Origin of the sequence: Pseudonocardia sp. NPDC049635 (genome assembly GCF_040659795.1) — a bacterium.
Taxonomy (GTDB): domain Bacteria; phylum Actinomycetota; class Actinomycetes; order Mycobacteriales; family Pseudonocardiaceae; genus Pseudonocardia.
In genome coordinates this window covers 196009-214554 of the sequence record NZ_JBFAON010000005.1, presented here as the reverse complement: position 1 = coordinate 214554, position 18546 = coordinate 196009, and the positions used below count along the sequence as shown (strand labels likewise).

Here is an 18546-nt window from a genome sequence, read left to right as displayed (position 1 = left end):
CGCCCGCGGGATCTCCGCTCAGCGCGGACCGACCGGTTCGAGGTCCACGCCGTCGTCGTAGACCAGTGCCGAGACGTACACCGGTGACCCGGCGGGCTCGGTCACCGACGAGTGCGCGCCGCACCCGAAACCGACCGCGACGACCTGCCCGTCCGCCGGGGCGGAGCCGTTGGCGCACACCCCGAACACTCCGCGCAGCGAGCCGGCCAGCGGCAGCATGAACCCGCAGGTCCCGCAGGGTGCCGGTGCCGCCCGGGCGAGCTCGGCGGCCGGGCCGCGGTCGCCGTGCTGCCAGCGCTCGGCGGCCGCGGCGCGCCCGTCCGCGGACAGCACCCGCTCCCGGCCGAGCCCGACCTCGGTCGCCAGCTCCTCGAACGCCGGGTCGCCGCTGTCGACGTAACCGGGCACCAGCCGCGGATCGTCGGCCGGGGGCGGCAGCAGGTCGCCGGGCTTGAGGTCACCGGGCCGGATCCGCTGGTCCCAGGGCACCCAACTCGGCGCGACGATGGCGGTGTCACCGGGCAGCAGCACCGACTCCGAGACGGTCACCGGTTCACCCGGCCCGGCGCTGGCGACGGTGACGGCCCAGCGCCAACCGCGGTAACCGGGCAGCTCGGCGACGAACGCGTGCGTCACCGATCCGTCGTCCTCGGCGTCGGCCCCCAGGTACAGGCCGACGGCGGCGACGGCAGCGACGCGGCCCAGCTCGTGGGCGGCCTCCTCGACGGCGGCGTCGCGGGCGAGTTCGACGGCGTCGAACAGTTCGGGCGGCGCGGGCCGGGGCCCCGGCGCCTCGGTCGGCGCTGTCTGCGCTGTCGGCACAGTCGGCGCGGAAGTCGTGCTGTCTCCGAAAGCCGTGTCGTCACCAGCAGTCACCTCACCAGTGTGCCACCCGGCTCCGGGCATCCTGGGCCGGTGCCCGTTGCGCTGCTGCTCGTCCTCGTGCTCGTCCTCGCGGCGTGCGGCGTCGCGACGCCCGCGCCCGGGGCAGCGGCGGGATCCGTACCGGTCGTCCGGCCCGAGGTGCTCGCCGAGATCCCGCACGATCCGGCCGCGTTCACCCAGGGCCTGGAGCTGCACGACGGGGTGCTCCACGAGGGCACCGGCCTGGTCGGTGAGTCCGAGATCCGGGCCCTCGACCCGGACACCGGCGAGGTGCGGGCGGCCGCACCGCTGCCGCCCGCCTACTTCGGCGAGGGGATCACCGTGGTCGGTGACACGATCTGGCAGCTCACCTGGCGCGACGGCGTCGCGCTCGAATGGGACCGGCAGACGCTGACGTTGCGCCGCGAGGTCCCGATCGACGGTGAGGGGTGGGGCCTGTGTCTCGCCGACGACGGCCGCGTCGTCCGTTCCGACGGCACCGACCGGTTGCGCTTCCACGAGCCCGCCGATCTCGCCGAGACCGGTTCGGTCGCCGTCACCCGGGACGGTGCCCCGCAGCGGCAGCTGAACGAGCTGGAGTGCGTCGGTGACCGGGTGTGGGCGAACGTGTGGCACAGCGACGAGATCGTCCGCATCGACCCGGGGACCGGCGTCGTCGATCTCGTGGTGGACGCGTCCGGGTTGCTCGACCCGGCCCGCCGCCGCGACGCCGACGTGCTGAACGGCATCGCCCACGTGACCGGGGACGAGTACCTGCTGACCGGGAAGCTGTGGCCCGCGACGTTCCGGGTACGACTGGCTCCCCCGGGCCCGGTACGTCCGGCCGGGTGACGGCGCGCCGGGCGGGCCACGTGGACGGCGGAACCGTCGGCCCTCCGGCGCACAATAGGGGCATGGCCCCGAACCCGTTCCGGCGCCGCCGCGCCCGCACCACGGGTCCCGACCGTTCCGGCGGGCGCACCGAGCGGGTCGCGCGGACAGAACCGGTCACTCAACCGATCACCCGGCCGGGCGTCGCGGACCCGTCGCCGCGCGGGCCGTCCGGTGCCCGCGGTGGCCCGCGGAAGCTGACCGTCACCCGGGTCGCGGTGCACCGCACCCGGGAGCTGACCGGGCGCGCCGTGGGCCTGTTCCGCCGGGCCGCGACCGCCGACGGCGCGGACGGCTCCGGGCTGACCGCGCTGACCTACGCCACGATGTTCACCTACGCGCTCGACGCGGCGGTGGCCGTCGCGCTGGCGAACACGCTGTTCTTCGCGGCCGCGACCGCCGAGTCGACCGCCAACGTCGCGCTCTACCTCGCGATCACCGTCGCACCGTTCGCGCTGGTCGCACCCGTGATCGGGCCGATGCTGGACCGGTTGCAGCGGGGCAGGCGGATCGCGATGGCGGTGTCGTGCGCCGGGCGGGCGGTGCTCGCCGTGGTGCTGGTGTTCCACCTCGACACCTGGGTGTTGTACCCGGCGGCGCTCGGGATCCTGGTGCTGAGCAAGTCGTTCCTCGTGCTCAAGGCCGCGGTGACACCGCGGGTGCTGCCCTCGTCGATCACCCTGGCCACCACGAACTCGCGGCTGACGACCTTCGGGATGGCCGCCGGCGGCCTGGCCGGTGCGGTGGCCGCCGGCGCCGCCTGGGCGTTCGGCTCACCGGGCGCGCTGTGGTGGACCGCGGCGCTCGGCGTCGCCGGTGCGGTGCTGTGTCTGCGCATCCCGCGATGGGTCGAGTCGACCGCCGGTGAGGTCCCGGCGGCGGTCCCGGCCGCCCGGCCGGGCACCCGGCGCGACAAGGTACCCGCGACCCGGCCGGTGCTGGTCGCCCTGTGGGGCACCGGTGCGGTGCGGGTGCTGACCGGCTTCCTCACACTGTTCGTCGCGTTCGTGGTCAAGGCGGGCACCGAGCAGGCAGGTGGCGACCCGGCACGCCAGGTGATCGTGATCGGCGTGGTCGGCGCCGCCGCGGGCGCCGGGCTCTTCCTCGGGAACGCGGTCGGCGCGCGCAGCAGGTTCGGCCGGATCGAGCCGGTGGTGCTGGCCGCGGCCGGGGCGGCCCTGCTGGCGGCCGCGGGCGCCGCGGTGCTGCCCGGGATCCCGGCGGCGGTGGTCGTGGCCCTGGTCGCGTCGACGGCGAGCGCGCTGGCGAAGGTCTGCCTGGACGCGGTGATCCAGCGTGACCTGCCCGAGCACGCCAGGGCCTCGGCGTTCGGCCGGTCCGAGACGGTCCTGCAGCTGGCCTGGGTGCTGGGCGGCGCGATCGGTGTGCTCGCACCGCACGACACGTTCCGGACCGGGTTCGTGATCGTCGCCTGCGTCATCGCGGTCGTCGCGCTGCAGTCGGTGATGGTGCACCGCGGTGGGACGCTGGTCCCCGGCCTGGGGGCCCGTGCGGCACCGCGACCGGCCCCCGCGGTGCGCTGACCTCGGAGCCGGGGACCCCGCCGGTGGTCCGTAGGCTGGCCGCCGTGATCACCCGCCCCCGCCGGTCCGGCCGAGTGCTCGCCGGGATGCTCGCCGTCGCCGCCGTCCTGGTCGGCGGCTGCGGGGCGGCGCAGCCCACCGTCACGTTCGACGTCGACGGCAGGTCGCTCACCGCCGCGCCGACCCAGTTCTGCGACAACCGGATGGAGAACTGCTCGGACGACCCGAACTCCCGGGTCACCGCGGACGTACCGCCCGGCACCCCGATCCGGATCACCGTGCCGGAGGAGGTGTCGGACGGCCCGTGGCAGGTCGCGTACGCCTTCACCCGCGGCGACGACCCGGCGCCGATCGAGCAGCGCAGCGACGTCGCCACCCCGGGCAGCCGCGGTGAGTACACGCTGATCCTGCCCTCGGAGACCGACCGGTTGGTCACCGCCCAGGTGCAGTTGTTCGGCGCGGCGCCGGCGATCGACCCGCAGACCCAGGAGCTGGAGTTCCCGGTGCGGGCGACCTGGGTGCTGGTCGGGGAGCAGCCGGCGGGCTGAGGGGCGTGCGTGCTCTCAGGTCCCCGCGCGAACCCGGCCCCCCAGCACCAGCCGGGCCAGGGCCGCGTCGGACGCGGCCAGTGCGTCCCGGTCCCAGGTGGACGAGCTGACCAGCAGCTCGTCGGCGCCGGTCCGGTCCACCAGGTCGTCGAGCCCTTCGGCGACGGTGTCAGGGTCCCCCGCGATCGTGCGGGCCAGCGCCCCCGCCACCGTCTCGCGTTGCCGCGCGGTGGTCCGCCGGCCCGGGTCCGGTGGTTCCAGCGGCGGGAACTCGCCGGTGGTCCGGGCGGCGGCGAGCGCCCACGCCTCGGGCAGGGCGAGATCCGGGTGCCCGACCAGCACGTCGGCGGAGACGACGAGGTGCGCGGCGTCGCCGGCCCGCTCGCGGTAGTCGTCCAGCGCGGCCCGGTCGTCGAGCACCGGCCCACCGGCGACCACCGGGAGCCCCAGGTCACCGGCCAGCCGCAGCCCGGCGCCGGTGGCCAGCAGGAACAGCGGGACCGACCGTTCCGGGCGGGGCCGGACGGTGACCGGGCCGGTGCCGTCCAGGAACGAGCGCAGCTCGGCCAGATCGGCCCGGAACGCGGCGTCGTCGGAGCCCGCCGCGCGCAGTGCCCGGCGCACCGGCTCGGTGAAACCGGGCGAGCGTCCGATACCCAGGTCGATCCGGCCGGGATGCAGCGCGGCGAGCATCGCGACCTGCTCGGCGACCACCAGCGGCTGGTGGTTGGGCAGCATGATCCCGCCGGAACCGACCCGGATCCGGCTGGTCGCCGCGGCCACCGCCGCCATCAGAACCGGTGGGCTGCCCGACGCGATCCCGGGCACCGCGTGATGCTCGGCCACCCAGAACCGGTGGTAGCCGAGCTGCTCCGCTCGCCGGGCGCGCTCGACGGTGTGCCGCAGCGCGGCCGATTCGGGCTCTCCGGCCCGGGTCCGCGAACGATCCAGCAACGACAGGCGCACAACCACCGGAACGCTCCGCGGGCGCCCGGCATTTCCGGGCGCCGCACGGCGCGTCAGCCGTCCAGGTCGCGGGCGACCGCGCGGACCACCTCGGCAGCGAGCTTGCAGGTCTTGCGGTCGGGATAGCGGCCGTGCCGCAGCGCGGGCTGGATCTTGTTCTCCAGCAGCCGCATCATGTCCTCCACGAGGCCGTGCAGCTCCTCCGCGGGACGCCGGGTGTTCTCGACGGCGGAGGGCTGCTTCTCGACCAGCCGGACCGACAGCGCCTGCGGGCCACGCCTGCCCTCTGCCATGCCGAACTCGACGCGTTGGCCCGACTTGAGCGCCTCCACCCCGGCGGGCAGCGCCGCCTTGCGGACGTAGACGTCCTCGCCGTCGTCCTGGGAGAGGAAGCCGAAGCCCTTCTCCGCGTCGTACCACTTCACCCTGCCGGTGGGCACCGTGTTCCTCGATTCCCTGCGTCTGCTGCGTGCACGACAAACGCGCCCGGAGTGGCCGTGACCTGCTGTGCTGACATGTCGTGCTGACATATCGCGCTGACTTGCCGTGCTCGGGTCACCCGGACGCGCCGCCGTCCATCCTACCGCCCGGAACCGCCGGGGGTCAGGCGTTTCGGACCCCGGCGGCGGTCCCCAGATCGAGCAGGCCGACCGAGCGCTCGCGCATCTCGACCTTACGGACCTTGCCGGTGACCGTCATCGGGAACTCGTCGACGACCAGCACGTAGCGCGGGATCTTGTAGTGCGCGAGCTTGCCGGTGGCGAACTCCCGCAGCGCGTCGGCGGTCAGCTCCGCGGCGCCCTCGCGCAGGATCACCCAGGCGCACAGCTCCTCGCCGTACCGCTCGTCCGGAACGCCGATGACCTGGGCGTCGACCACGTCGGGGTGGGTGTAGAGGAACTCCTCGATCTCCCGCGGGTACACGTTCTCGCCGCCCCTGATGACCATGTCCTTGATCCGGCCGGTGATGTTGAGGTAGCCCTCGTCGTCCATCACGGCGAGGTCGCCGGTGTGCATCCAGCGGGCGGCGTCGATCGACTCGGCGGTCTTGTCCGGCTGGTTCCAGTAACCCAGCATCACCGAGTAGCCGCGGGTGCACAGCTCACCGGGCTCGCCGCGGGGGACGGTCTTGCCGGTCTCCGGATCGACCACCTTGATCTCCAGGTGCGGATGCACCCGGCCGACCGTGGAGACGCGGCGGTCCAGCGAGTCGTCGGCGCGGGTCTGGGTGGACACCGGCGAGGTCTCGGTCATCCCGTAGCAGATCGTCACCTCGCCCATCCCCATCCGCTCCACGACCTGCTTCATCACCTCGACCGGGCACGGCGAACCGGCCATGATCCCGGTGCGCAGGCTGGACAGGTCGAAGGACTCGAAGTCGGGATCGTTCAGCTCGGCGATGAACATCGTCGGGACGCCGTAGAGGGAGGTGCAGCGCTCCTGCTCGACGGCCCGCAGCGTCGCCTTCGGGTCGAAACCCTGGGCCGGGATCACCATCGTGGCGCCGCTGGTGGTGCAGGCCAGGTTGCCCATCACCATCCCGAAGCAGTGGTAGAACGGCACCGGGATGCAGACCCGGTCGGCCTCGGTGTAGCCGCAGAGCTTCCCGACGTAGTAGCCGTTGTTGAGGATGTTGTGGTGCGACAGCGTTGCGCCCTTCGGGAACCCGGTCGTGCCCGAGGTGTACTGGATGTTGATCGGGTCGTCCGCGCTGAGCGACGCCTGCACCTGCGCCAGCCGGTCCCGGTCCGGGGCGGCGCCGCCCGCGGCCAGCGCGGCCCACTCGTCCGACCCGAGGATCACGACACGCTGCAGCTCCGGGCAGTTCGACCGCACCTCGGCGATCATCTTCTCGTAGTTCGACGTCTTGAACTCGGCCGCCGAGACCAGCGTGGAGATCCCGGCCTGCTTCAGCACGAACTCCAGCTCGTGCGTCCGGTAGGCGGGGTTGATGTTGACCAGGATGACGCCGATCTTGGCGGTGGCGTACTGGGTGAGCGTCCACTCGGCCGTGTTGGGCGACCAGATCCCGAGCCGGTCCCCGGTGCGCACCCCGGCGTCGAGCAGGCCGCAGGCCAGGTCGTCGACCGCAGCCCGCAGCTCGCTGTAGGTCCAGCGCCGCCCGGTGGGGACGTCGACCAGCGCGTCGTTGTCGCCGAACGCGGCGGCGGTCCGGTCGAAGTTGTCGCCGATCGTGTCGCCGAGCAGCGGCGTGTCCGAGATCCCGGACGCGTACGACGGGACGGCGGGGGCTCCGGCCACGGTGGAGGTCACGACGATGTTCTCCTCGGCAGTGCAGGGTGCGACAGTGTGACGCCGGTGGGCGCCAGGAGGCGCCAGGAGGCGCCCGTCACATCCTGTCCCCGGACCGGGCCCGCTGCCAACACCCGGCTACCCCCGTAAGGAGTGCACCCGAGGGTCAGGAGGAGAGCCGGCGGCCCGCCCGTCTGCCCGACTCGGCGACCCGGGCGGCGCCCCGGCGGGCCCCACGGGCGGCCCGGCGCAGCGGACGCGGGCTGGGCTCGGGCCACGGACCGACCGGGACCAGGACGCGCTCGGCCGGGTCGAAACCCGCGGGGAACCCGGGCACCCGCCAGGTGCCGGCCGGTGCCTGCGGCGGCAGCCATTCCGGGCGCCAGATGCCGAGCGCCAGATCGAGGTCCTCCAGGTGCGGCCGCAGCTCCTCGGTCAGCTCGGTGCGCAGGTGCTCGGCCCACAACCGCACCCGCAGGTCACGCACCTGGTCCCCGGTCGTCACGAACGCCGTGCTCAGCTCGGTGTCGGTGCCGCGCATCGAGCGGGAGAAGAAGTTCGCCGAACCGACGGCGGCGTACACGTCGTCGACCAGCATCAGCTTCGTGTGCACCGTGAGCCCCTCGATCCGGTGCATGATCACGTTGCCGCGGTCGGCGGGGGCCAGCTGATCGATGATCCCGCGCTGGACGTCCCCGGTGACCCGGCGGCGGAACTTGTTGACCCCGGCGTCGGCCGGGTCCCGGCGGCCGGAACAGACCAGCACGATCCGCACCCCGCGCGCGGCGGCGTCGCGCAGCAGCCCGTAGAGGCGGAAGGCGCGCCGGCCGCCCGGCACCTCGAAGAAGTACTGGTCCTCCAGGTAGATGTAGTGCCGCGCACCGCGGATCGCGGCCGCGAGCGCGTGGAACACCTCCTGGACGCCGTGTCGCGGCAACACCGTCCAGTGCCTGCGGTAGAGCGTGCCGAAGTGGTCGATCTTCCACGGCCGCAGCGAGCGCAGCACCTGCACAGCGGTGCCGGGGGCGTCGTACGGCGGGGTGGCGGGCGCGGGCGGGAGCGGCGGCGCGAACGGCTCCGGGTTCATCGGTTCCCAGCGCGCGGGAGGGCGGTAGAACGACCGCGGCGGCAGCGTCGCGGCCTCCGTCCAGCGGGCGCGGTACACCTCCCACACCCGGCCCGCGGCCGGTCCGCGCAACCGGACGGCGCCGTCGTGCCAGCCCCAGCGCTCGTCACCGATCGAGAGCCGGTCGTGCGGCTGCGCGTCGTACCGGTTGGCCGACAGGTCGAGGCCGCCGACGAAGGCGGTCAGCGTGCCGCCGACGTGCGTGAGCACGATCTTCTGGTGGTGGCAGCCGATGCCCGAGCCGGACCAGTCGAGCAGCACCCGGCCCTGCAGCACCGGGCGCCGGCGCAGCTCCAGCGCGGCGAACGCGTTCGCCCGGAACGGCCCGATCGCGATGCCGGGCACCGACCCGGCGAACACCGCGGCGGTGAGCAGTACCCGCACGTCCACCCCGTCGGCCGCGAGCCGGGCCAGCCGGTCGGCGAGCGACTCGTAACCGTCGTCACCGGGCTCGGCACCGGTGAGGTCCATGTCCGGTTCCAGGTTCAACCCGGTGATCAGCACCGAGTCACCGGGGCCCGCCCGGTCGAACAGCTCGCGCAGCTGGGCGAAGTAGTCGACGCCGTCGACGATCGCCCGCCACTCGGTGTCCTCCCGGAACGTCGGGCACTGCGGCGTGCCCGGGACCAGGTAGCCGGACTCCAGTGCGGGCAGGCCGGCCGGGGCGTGGTGCGTTCCGGGCATGGCCGGAACGGTAGCCCGGCCCCGGTTCAGAGCCCGCCGGTCTGCAGCAACCGGTTCGGCGTGTTGCCGGTGGAGCCGCCCTCGATCCGGCCCTCGACGGCGTTGTCGATGATCCACTGTTTGACGGCGGGTGTCGGCCGGTCGCCCTGTGCCTGCTTGTAGAGCGCGGCGACACCCGCCGCGAACGGCGCCGCCATCGACGTCCCGCTGTAGGACGCGGTGCCGCCACCGGGCACCGGAGCCACGATCCGGGTGCCGGGCGCGTAGATCGAGACACAGCGTCCGGTCGAGGAGTTCGACGCCCGCCGGTCCTCGATCGTCGAGTTCGCGACGACCAGCACGCCGTCCACCGCCCTCGGCAGCGCGGTGCAGTCGTCGCCACCGGTGTTCCCGGCCGAGGACGCTGCGAACACGCCGGCGTCGAGCATCCGCTGCACGGCCTGGCGGAGCATCGGCGAGCTGCCGTAGCTCCACGACATCACCGCCACCGACGGGCCACGCTTGTTCTGCACCACCCAGTCGAGCCCGGCCAGCAGTGACGACAGCGTGCCGGTGCCGTTGCAGTCGAGCACCTTCACCCCGCGCACGTTCGCACCGGGAGCGACGCCGTAGCTGTTCGACGCGGCGATCCCGGAGACGACGGTGCCGTGCCCGTCGCAGTCCTCGTCCCGGTCGTCGATCGTGTTGGCCTCCAGGCGGGCCCGGCCGCCGAACTCCGGATGCCGCGCGTCCACCCCGGTGTCGAGCACGAACACGTCCACCCCGGCGCCGGTCGCGGTGCGCCGGTACCGCCCGTCCAGCGGCAGGTCGGGCTGGTCGATCCGGTCGAGCCCCCAGTTGCCGGGTGCCTGCTCGGTGACGGCGGGGCCGACCGGGTCGTCGGCGTCGTCCGTCGGGGCGGCCTGGTGGGTGGCCTGCGGATCCAGCGGGGTGATCGTGCGGTCCTCCTCCACCCCGACGACGCCCGGCCGATCGCGCAGCTCGGCCGCCTGCGCCGGGTCGAGCGGGGCAGCGAACCCGTGCAGCACCGTGTCGAAGGTGACGCTGGGCTCCGCACCGACCGCCTCCACCGCGGCACGGGTCTGCCCGGCCGTCGCGGTCTGCACCAGGTAGCCGGTCACGGCACCCGGCACGGGGCTCGTGGCGTTGCCGCCCACGGCGCCCGCTGCGCTGTGGTTCGCGGCGCCGTCGTTCGCGGTGCCGGCGGTGTCCGGTGACGCCGAAGCGGTCGGCGCCAGGAGAACACCGAGCGCGACGGTCAGCGCGCAGGCTGTGACCGAGACGGCGACTCGGGAACGGTGGAGGCTCACGGAACGCGACGATATTCGGGTGTTGCCGGTGGGGCGAGAGACACGATCGTGGCCCGGGTGAACCCTGGGGCTCGTGGGGTGAGGGATGTGTAACCGGCCGCGCACCGTGCCAGACCTGGCGCCCGCGCACCGCGACCCCTGGTCAGTCCTGGCGCCCGTGCACCGCCACCTCGGTCGCCTTCACCGCGAACCACAGCTCGTGTCCCGGCTCCGCGCCCAGATCGGCGACCGCGGCCGGGGTCACGTCGGCGGCCAGCCCGTCCACCCAGTCGGGGCCGCCCTCGACCGCGCCCGCCCGGAGCCGGACCGTGTCGCCGCGCGGCTCCAGTGCCGCCACCCGGACCCGGAAGACGTTGCGCGGGCTGCCCTCCGGACGGTGCGCGTACACCGAGACCGCGGCCGGCGGGAACACCGCCACCGCCGGCTCACCGACCGCGACCTCGACGGCCTGTCCCTGGATCTCCACCCCGTCGGCGGTGCGCAACCCGGATCTCTCCGCGATGCCGGGAACCAGGTCCAGCCCGGCGATCCGGGCCGAGAAGGCGCTGCGCGGGCGGGCCAGCACCTCGCGGGCCGGCCCCTGCTCGACGACCCGACCCGCCTCCAGCACGACGACCCGGTCGGCCAGCACCAGCGCGTCCAGCGCATCGTGGGTGACCAGCAGTGCGGTCTGGCCGCCGTCGGCGATCACCCGGCGCAGCAGCGAGCGCATCGCCGGGGTGGCGTCGACGTCGAGCGCGGCGAGCGGTTCGTCGAGCAGCAGCAGACCCGGACGCGGGGCCAGCGCCCTGGCCAGCGCGACCCGTTGTTGCTGCCCACCGGACAGCTGCGCCGGACGGCGCGCGGCGAGCTGTTCGACGCCGACCGCGCCCAGCAGTGCCCGGGCCCGCTCCTCGGCCTCGGCCCGCGGGACGCCGTGTGCCCGCGGCCCGAACGCGACGTTCGCCAGCGCGGACAGGTGCGGGAACAGCAGCGGCTCCTGGGCGAGCAGGCCCACCCCGCGCCGGAACGGCGGGACGAATGCACCGGTCCGGGTGTCGAGCAGGGTGCGGCCGCCGACCGTCAGCCGCCCGCGGTCGGGCCGCAGCAGCCCGGACAGGACACCGAGCAGGGTCGACTTCCCGGCCCCGTTCGGCCCCAGCACGGCCAGGACCTCGCCCTCGGCCACGGTGAGCTCCAGATCGAGGGCGAACCCGTCGCGTTCCAGCCGGACGGCGAGCTCGACGCCGCTCATCCGCGGCCGTCCGTCCCGCGCGGGCGACCGACGATGATCACGATCAGCGACACGACGACGAGCAGCAGCGACAGGGCGACCGCGCCCGCGACGTCGGTCTCACCCTGCAGGTAGACCAGCAGCGGCAGGGTCCGGGTGGTGCCCTCCAGGCTGCCGGCGAACGCGATCGTCGCGCCGAACTCGCCCATGCAGCGGGCGAACGCCAGCACCAGGCCGGACGCCAGACCGGGCAGCACCAGGGGCACCGTCACCCGCCGGAAGGCCAGCCCGGGGGAGGCACCCAGGGTCGCGGCGGTCGCCTCGTAGCGCTCCCCCGCCGTCCGCAGCGCACCCTCCAGCGAGACGATCAGGAACGGCATCGCCACGAACGTCTGCGCCAGGACGACCGCCACCGTGGTGAACGGGATGAAGATGCCGAACGCGGCGTCCAGCCCCTGCCCGACCAGGCCGTTCGCACCGAGCAGGAACAACAGCGAGAGACCGCCGACGACCGGCGGCAGCACCAGCGGCAGCAGCACGATCGAGCGCACCGCGCGCATCAACCGGGGCAGCCGGTTGATCCGGCCCCGGGCGAGCACCACCGCGAGCGGGCCACCGAGCAACAGGCACAACGTCGTCGAGACACCGGCGGTGAGCAGCGACAACCGCAGCGCCGAGAGCGCCGCGTCGCTGGTCAGCAGGGACGGCATCGCCGCCCAGTCGGCCTCCCACAGCAGCCCGAACACCGGCAGCGCGATCACCAGGAAGCCGATCCCGGCCGGGAACCACAACCAGACCGGCAGACCGATACCGGTGCCGTGCCGGTCGGCCGCCCGCTCCCGGCGGGCGGGAGCGGCCATGATCACAGGTGCCCGCCCGGCGTCTCCACGACGACGTTGGTGGACTTGATCACCGCCACGGCGAGCGCACCCGGTTCGAGGCCGAGGTCGCGGGCGGCCTCGCTGCTCATCAGGGAGACCACACGGTGCGGACCGCACTGCATCTCCACCTGAGCCATCACGGTGTCCGCGATGACCGAGGTGACCAGGCCGACCATCCGGTTGCGGGCGGAGCGCTGGACCACCGACGGGTCCGGCGGGGCGGAGGCGTGCTCGCGGGCGAACTCGGCCAGCGCGGCGCCGTCGATGACCTTGCGGTTGGACGCGTCGGCCTGCACCGGCAGTGTCCCCGCGTCCACCCAGCGGCGGACGGTGTCGTCACTGACGCCGAGCAGGCGGGCGGCCTCGGAGATCCTGAAGTGCGGCACGCCGTGGATACTATGGTCGCGCCTGCGGTGGTGCCACGGCGGATACCCCGCAGCTCCCGGCGGGAGCCCGCGTGTCACGGCCCGCCGGCGTGTATGTCACGGCCCGCCGGTGTGTGTTCTGATCGGCGCCGTGGACTTCACACCCAGCGCGGCAGCAGCCGACTACACGGCGCGGATGCGCGCCTTCCTCGACGAGCGGGTGCTCCCCGCGGAGGCCGAGTACGACGCTTTTCGTGCCCGTCGGCGGGGCACACCGCAGGAGTGGGACCTGCCGCCGGTGGTGGAGTCGCTCAAGGAACAGGCCCGGGAGCGCGGCCTGTGGAACCTGTTCCTGCCCTCGCTGTCGGGGCTGTCCAACCTGGAGTACGCACCGGTCGCCGAGGTGTCGGGCTGGTCGCCGGTGATCGCGCCGGAGGCGATCAACTGCCAGGCCCCGGACACCGGGAACATGGAGACCCTGCACCTGTTCGGCACCGAGGCGCAGAAGCAGGAATGGCTGGAGCCGCTGCTGGCCGGCGAGATCCGGTCCGCGTTCGCGATGACGGAGCCGGACGTGGCGTCCTCGGACGCCACCAACATCGAGACCAGGATCCGCCGCGACGGTGACGACTACGTCATCGACGGCCGGAAGTGGTGGATCTCCGGCGCCGCCGACGAGCGCTGCCGGATCTTCATCGTGATGGGCAAGACCTCCCCGGACTCCGACGACACCGTCGCCCGGCACCGCAGGCAGTCGATGATCCTCGTCCCGCGGGACACCCCGGGCCTGGAGATCGTGCGGCACCTGCCGACGTTCGGCTACCAGGACCAGCACGGCCACTCCGAGCTGGTGCTCGACGGGGTGCGGGTCCCCGCCTCGAACATCCTGGGCGAGGAGGGCGGCGGCTTCGCCATCGCCCAGGCCCGGCTCGGGCCGGGCCGGATCCACCACTGCATGCGGTTGATCGGGATGGCCGAGCGGGCGCTGTCGCTGATGGTCGAACGGGCACGGACGCGGGTCGCGTTCGGCCGGCCCCTGGCCGACCAGGGCGTCGTGCGCGAGCAGATCGCGCTGTCCCGGATGGAGATCGAACAGGCCCGGCTGCTCACCCTCAAGACGGCCTGGCTGATCGACGAGCAGGGGGCGAAGGGCGCGGCCACCGAGATCGCGGCGATCAAGGTCGTCGTACCGCGGATGGCCTGCGCCGTGATCGACCGGGCGATGCAGGTGCACGGCGGCGGAGCGATGAGCGACGACTTCCCGCTGGCGTACTTCTATGCGTGGGCGCGGGCGCTGCGGTTCGCCGACGGCCCGGACGAGGTGCACATCCGGTCGGTGGCGCGACAGGAACTCGCGGCCCGTTCCTGACGACGGGCCCGTGACCCGCGGAACCGCTCACCCCGTGAGCGGTTCCGCGCGGCCACCCCGCCTGCCGCGGACTCCGTCCACGCCGGGCCGCTCGTCCCTGGCGGCCCCGGCCGTCGTCGGCCGCCGGAACCGCTCACGGGGTGAGCGATTCGGCAGGACACGCATCCCCGGGGCCGGGTCGGCGGACCGAACCGGGCCGGCTGGTCACCCTGTACCTATCCGTTCGACTAGGTACACCGCGACTAGTTCCGCACCTGCGACGAGCCGCCCCGGACGACCCCGCTGCTGCGGATCACCGCGCTGAGCTGCGGATTTCCACCCTGTGCCGGCCGTCTCGACGAGGGTTAGCCTCGCGGTCATGACCACTCAGCTCGGCCTGCCGACGCTGCGCGGCGGCCCGCCCCGGGACCCGGCCCGCCCCGCCGACACCCGCCTCGTCGACGGGTTCGGCCGGGTCGCGACGGACCTCCGGATCTCGCTCACCGACCGCTGCAACCTGCGCTGCACATACTGCATGCCCGCCGAGGGCCTGGACTGGATGCCGCGCGAGGAGCAGCTGACCGATGACGAGCTGAACCGGCTCATCGCCGTCGCCGTGCACGAGCTCGGCATCGAGGAGCTGCGGTTCACCGGCGGCGAGCCGATGCTGCGCAAGGGCCTGGAGAACGTGCTGTCCGCCGCCTCGGCACTGCGTCCACGGCCGGACATCTCGCTGACGACCAACGGCATCGGACTCGCCCGGCGCGCCGGGGCGCTCGCCGCCGCCGGGGTGAACCGGCTCAACGTCTCGATGGACACCCTGCGCCCCGACCGGTTCGCCGAGATCACCCGGCGGGACCGGTTGCAGGACGTGCTCGACGGACTGGCCGCCGCGCACGCGGCCGGACTCCGCCCGGTCAAGATCAACACCGTGCTGCTCCGCGGGATCAACGACGACGAGGCCGCCGACCTGCTCGAGTTCGCGCTGGAACACGGTTACCAGCTGCGGTTCATCGAGCAGATGCCGCTCGACGCGCAACACGGCTGGCGTCGTTCCGAGATGATCACCGCCGAGGAGATCCTGGACCGCCTGGAGCAGCGCTTCGTGCTCCGGGAGTCCGGCGAGGACCGGGGCGGGGCGCCGGCCGAGAAGTTCGAGGTGCTGGCCCGGCGCGACGGGGCGCCGCTGCGCACACCCGGTGCCCCCGGCGCGGCGCCACCGACGGTCGGGGTGATCGCCTCGGTGACCAGGCCGTTCTGCGGCGCCTGCGACCGCACCCGGCTCACCGCCGACGGCCAGGTCCGCACGTGTCTGTTCGCGACCGGTGAGACCGACCTGCGGGCGATGCTGCGCAGCGGCGCGACCGACGCCGAGATCGCCGACACCTGGCGTGACGCCATGTGGGGTAAGAAGGCCGGGCACGGGATCGACGATCCCGGGTTCCTGCAGCCCGCCCGCCCGATGAGCTCGATCGGAGGATGACCGGCATGACCACCGGAACCGACAGCCGCACCGTCGCGCCCACGCCGACCCGGACCTTGACCGTGCGGTACTTCGCCGCCGCCAAGGCAGCCGCCGGCACCGCGGAGGAGATCGTCGAGCTCCCCGCCGGTGCCACCGTCGCCGACGCGGTCGCCCGGTTGCGGGCGGCACACGGCCCGGCGCTCGGCACGGTCCTCGACCGGTGCAGCTTCCTGCTCGACGAGTTCGCGGTGCGCGACCGCTCCACCGCGTTGCGGGACGCCTCGGTGCTCGACGTGCTGCCACCGTTCGCCGGCGGTTGAGCGGGTCGGCCCGGTGGGCCCGGTCGGCCCGGCACGCCCGGTGGGCCCGGTCGGTCCGGTGGGCCCGGTCGGCCCGGTCGGCCCGGCACGCCCGGTGGGCCCGGCACGCCCGGTCGGCTCAGTCAGGTCAGTCTGCTCAGTCATCGGGGATGGTCTCGACCTGGCCGGTCGGTGTGCCGTCGGTGCAGCTCAGGGTGACCCGGACGTCGACGTCGTCGCCGTCGAACTCGACCTGGTTCGGTGCCAGGTCGTCGTCGTCCTCGCGCTCGAAACCCTGCGCCGGGTTCACCGACACCACGACCGGCGTCCCGCCCTCGCAACGGACCAGGATCGTTCCGGCCTGCCCGGCGGGAACCACCCCGACCGGTTCCGGCACGGCCGGGACGGGTGCGCCCCCGGGGCCCCCATCGGGTGAGGCGCCGGGAACCTGGCCGGGACCCGCACCGGGGACGGGCCCGGCGCCAGGCACAGGACCGCCGTGCCGGTCCAGCTGGACCCGGACCTCCTCGGCGGCGAGCGGCTGCACGGTCGACCCACCGGCCAGGCCGGTGCCGATGGCGCCGACCGCGGTCAGGCCCAGCAGCAGCGCCCCCGCCGCCGCGACGATCCACAACCCGGCGGCGAGCCCGATCCGGGTGGTGCGCTTGCTCGGAGGGTTCACCCGCCCAGGATGCCCCGGCCGACGGTTAACGCGTCCCTAAGGCAGCCCGAAAGGCAGTCCCGCGGCGACCGCCCGGCCGCGCCCGGCAACTAGGTTCTGCTCGTGGCCCAGATCCTGATCGTCGAGGACGACCCCGCCATCCGCGGTGCGCTGATCCGCGGGCTGGGCGAGCGCGGGCACGCCGTCGACTCCGCGCCGACCGCGATGGCCGGGCTGGAGTCCGCCGTCGGGAAGCGGCCGGACCTGGTCGTGCTCGATCTCGGCCTGCCCGACATGGACGGCACCACCATGCTGCGGATGCTGCGCGGCGCGAGCACCGTCCCGGTGATCGTCGCGACGGCCCGTGACGACGAGTCCGAGATCGTCTCGGTGCTCGACGCCGGAGCCGACGACTACCTGGTGAAACCGTTCTCCGCGGCCCAGCTCGACGCCCGGATCCGGGCCGTGCTGCGCCGGCTCGGTGACGGCACGCCGGACCCGACCGTGGTGGTCGGGGAGCTGTCGGTGGATCCGCGGTCGCGGCGCGCCCGGCTCGGGGACACCGAGCTCGAGCTGACGCCGCGCGAGTTCGATCTGTTGCACTACCTGGCCGCGCGCGCCGACCAGGTGGTCAGCAAGCGCGAGCTGGTCACCGAGGTGTGGCAACAGCCCTACGGTGGCGCCGACAAGACCGTCGACGTGCACCTGTCCTGGCTGCGGCGCAAGCTCGGTGAGACCGCGCAACGGCCCCGCTACCTGCACTCGGTGCGCGGGGTCGGGGTCCGGCTGTCGGCCCCCGACACGTCGGACGGCGGCTGATGCGGCTCCGGATCCTGGGACTCGTCGGGGCGACCGTGCTGCTGGTGCTGGTGGCGTTCGCCGTCCCGCTCGCCGTGCTGGTCCGGACGGTCGCGATCGACACCGCACTGTCCACCGCGACCGCCCAGGCGCAGTCACTGACACCGCTGGTCGCGACCGCCGACCGCACCACCATGGAACCCACCGTCGCACTGGCCGACGACCGCAACGCCGGTGACGTGTCGGTGATCCTGGCCGACGGAACCGTGTTCGGGGCGCCCGCGCCGCGCAGTGACCTGGTCGAGCTGGGCCTGCGCGGGGTGAGCGCCTCGACGGAGGCGCCCGGCGGGCGGGAGATGGTGTTCTCCGTCCAGGGTGCGGCGGCGGGCAACAGCGTGATCCGGGTGTTCGTCCCGGACGCCGAGCTGACCCGTGGCGTCGCCCGGTCCTGGCTGCTGCTGGCCGGGTTGTCGCTGGTGATGCTGGCCGGTGGGCTGTTGCTCGCCGACCGGTTGGCCCGCTCCCTGGTCGACGCCACCACCGACCTGTCGGGGGTGTCCGAGCGGCTGGCCCGCGGTGACCTCGCCGCCCGTGCCGACCCGGACGCCCCGGCCGAGCTCGGTGTCGTCGCCCGCGCGCTGAACGGGTTGGCCGGGCGGATCTCGGAGCTGCTGCGGGAGGAACGGGAGAACGTCGCCGATCTCGCGCACCGGGTCCGCACCCCGCTGACCGCGCTGCGTCTGGAGGCCGAGGCGCTGCGCGACCCCGAGGAGTCCGCCCGGATCTCGGCCGGGGTGGACGGTGTCCAGCGGGCCGTCACCGGTGCCATCGAGCAGGCCCGGCGGCGCGGCGGTGAGGGCCGGGCCGCTGACGCCGCCGCCGTCGTCAGGGAGCGGGTCGCGTTCTGGCAGGTGCTCGCCGAGGACACCGACCGTGCCGTCACCCTCGACCTGGCCGAGGGTCCGTTGCCGGTCGGATGCGCGCCCGCTGACCTGGAGGCGTGCGTGGACGCGTTGCTGGGCAACGTCTTCGCCCACACGCCGGACGGGACGGCGTTCGGCGTCGAGCTGAGCGGACGCCCCACGGGCGGCGCCCGCCTCGTCGTGTACGACACGGGCTCCGGTCTGCCGCCGGGCACCGACCCGATCTCACGCGGGGTGAGCGGTGGCGGGTCCACCGGTCTGGGGCTCGACATCGCCCGCCGGACCGCCGAGTCCGCCGGGGGGCGGCTGACCCTGTCCGGCCCGCCCGGCCTGCGGGTGGTGCTGGAACTCGGCGGGCCGCAGCACTGAGACCGGGCGCCTCCCGTGCACGGACCCGGTTCCGCTGA

Annotated in this window: 18 protein-coding genes; 8 read left to right on the top strand and 10 right to left on the bottom strand. The window is 74.0% G+C overall.

Going from position 1 to position 18546, the window contains the following annotated elements; all coding sequences use genetic code 11:
- Positions 1–18: 18 nt before the first annotated feature.
- Positions 19–822, bottom strand: a complete 804-nt coding sequence (locus tag AB0J24_RS09260) for a DUF3027 domain-containing protein (protein ID WP_358677885.1) — start codon at positions 820–822, stop codon at positions 19–21.
- 93 nt (positions 823–915) lie between these two features.
- Between AB0J24_RS09260 and AB0J24_RS09255 the strand changes: the two genes are divergently transcribed.
- The 3 genes from AB0J24_RS09255 (at position 916) to AB0J24_RS09245 (ending at position 3847) form a co-directional block, all read left to right on the top strand.
- Positions 916–1716, top strand: coding sequence for a glutaminyl-peptide cyclotransferase (locus AB0J24_RS09255; protein ID WP_358677882.1), 801 nt, complete (start codon positions 916–918; stop codon positions 1714–1716).
- Between the two features lie 62 nt (positions 1717–1778).
- Positions 1779–3299 (top strand): MFS transporter, encoded by a 1521-nt coding sequence (locus AB0J24_RS09250; protein ID WP_358677879.1) that lies wholly within the window; start codon positions 1779–1781, stop codon positions 3297–3299.
- Between the two features lie 44 nt (positions 3300–3343).
- Complete coding sequence (locus AB0J24_RS09245) at positions 3344–3847, top strand: DUF2771 family protein (RefSeq protein WP_358677877.1); 504 nt, start codon at positions 3344–3346, stop codon at positions 3845–3847.
- Between the two features lie 15 nt (positions 3848–3862).
- Here AB0J24_RS09245 and AB0J24_RS09240 read toward each other — a convergent pair whose 3' ends face one another.
- The 8 genes from AB0J24_RS09240 to AB0J24_RS09205 all read right to left on the bottom strand — a co-directional run bounded on the left by AB0J24_RS09240 (position 3863) and on the right by AB0J24_RS09205 (position 12666).
- Positions 3863–4819 carry an MsnO8 family LLM class oxidoreductase gene (locus AB0J24_RS09240; RefSeq protein ID WP_358677874.1) on the bottom strand — a complete coding sequence of 319 codons (957 nt, stop codon included), beginning with the start codon at positions 4817–4819 and terminating at the stop codon, positions 3863–3865.
- A 47-nt stretch (positions 4820–4866) separates the two neighbouring features.
- On the bottom strand, positions 4867–5253 hold the full coding sequence (locus AB0J24_RS09235; RefSeq protein WP_358677871.1) for a cold-shock protein: 387 nt from the start codon (positions 5251–5253) through the stop codon (positions 4867–4869).
- A 163-nt stretch (positions 5254–5416) separates the two neighbouring features.
- Positions 5417–7075 (bottom strand): AMP-binding protein, encoded by a 1659-nt coding sequence (locus AB0J24_RS09230; RefSeq protein ID WP_358678055.1) that lies wholly within the window; start codon positions 7073–7075, stop codon positions 5417–5419.
- Between the two features lie 157 nt (positions 7076–7232).
- A complete protein-coding gene (locus tag AB0J24_RS09225; RefSeq protein WP_358677868.1) occupies positions 7233–8876 on the bottom strand; it encodes a phospholipase D-like domain-containing protein in 1644 nt (547 codons plus the stop codon).
- 26 nt (positions 8877–8902) lie between these two features.
- Entirely contained in the window at positions 8903–10186 is a 1284-nt protein-coding gene (locus AB0J24_RS09220) for a S8 family peptidase (protein WP_358677865.1), read from the bottom strand.
- A gap of 142 nt (positions 10187–10328) precedes the next feature.
- Positions 10329–11420, bottom strand: a complete 1092-nt coding sequence (locus AB0J24_RS09215) for an ABC transporter ATP-binding protein (protein ID WP_358677863.1) — start codon at positions 11418–11420, stop codon at positions 10329–10331.
- A complete protein-coding gene (locus AB0J24_RS09210; protein ID WP_358677860.1) occupies positions 11417–12259 on the bottom strand; it encodes an ABC transporter permease in 843 nt (280 codons plus the stop codon). The genes AB0J24_RS09215 and AB0J24_RS09210 overlap by 4 nt, the downstream gene beginning before the upstream one ends.
- Before the next feature lie 2 nt (positions 12260–12261).
- A complete protein-coding gene (locus AB0J24_RS09205; protein ID WP_358677858.1) occupies positions 12262–12666 on the bottom strand; it encodes a helix-turn-helix transcriptional regulator in 405 nt (134 codons plus the stop codon).
- Between the two features lie 130 nt (positions 12667–12796).
- Between AB0J24_RS09205 and AB0J24_RS09200 the strand changes: the two genes are divergently transcribed.
- From AB0J24_RS09200 to AB0J24_RS09190, 3 genes are all read left to right on the top strand, one after another.
- Positions 12797–14014: an acyl-CoA dehydrogenase family protein gene (locus tag AB0J24_RS09200; RefSeq protein WP_358677855.1), complete on the top strand. Its 1218-nt coding sequence runs from the start codon at positions 12797–12799 to the stop codon at positions 14012–14014.
- Between the two features lie 358 nt (positions 14015–14372).
- Complete coding sequence (moaA, locus tag AB0J24_RS09195; RefSeq protein ID WP_358677853.1) at positions 14373–15476, top strand: GTP 3',8-cyclase MoaA; 1104 nt, start codon at positions 14373–14375, stop codon at positions 15474–15476.
- 5 nt (positions 15477–15481) lie between these two features.
- Positions 15482–15778 (top strand): MoaD/ThiS family protein, encoded by a 297-nt coding sequence (locus AB0J24_RS09190; protein WP_358677850.1) that lies wholly within the window; start codon positions 15482–15484, stop codon positions 15776–15778.
- A 136-nt stretch (positions 15779–15914) separates the two neighbouring features.
- Here the strand turns inward: AB0J24_RS09190 and AB0J24_RS09185 are convergent, their stop codons facing one another.
- A complete protein-coding gene (locus AB0J24_RS09185; protein ID WP_358677848.1) occupies positions 15915–16439 on the bottom strand; it encodes a hypothetical protein in 525 nt (174 codons plus the stop codon).
- Between the two features lie 102 nt (positions 16440–16541).
- Here AB0J24_RS09185 and AB0J24_RS09180 point away from each other — a divergent pair, with 102 nt between their 5' ends.
- On the top strand, positions 16542–17237 hold the full coding sequence (locus tag AB0J24_RS09180) for a response regulator transcription factor (protein WP_358677845.1): 696 nt from the start codon (positions 16542–16544) through the stop codon (positions 17235–17237).
- Positions 17237–18508: a HAMP domain-containing sensor histidine kinase gene (locus AB0J24_RS09175; protein ID WP_358677842.1), complete on the top strand. Its 1272-nt coding sequence runs from the start codon at positions 17237–17239 to the stop codon at positions 18506–18508. The genes AB0J24_RS09180 and AB0J24_RS09175 overlap by 1 nt, the downstream gene beginning before the upstream one ends.
- Positions 18509–18546: the final 38 nt, after the last annotated feature.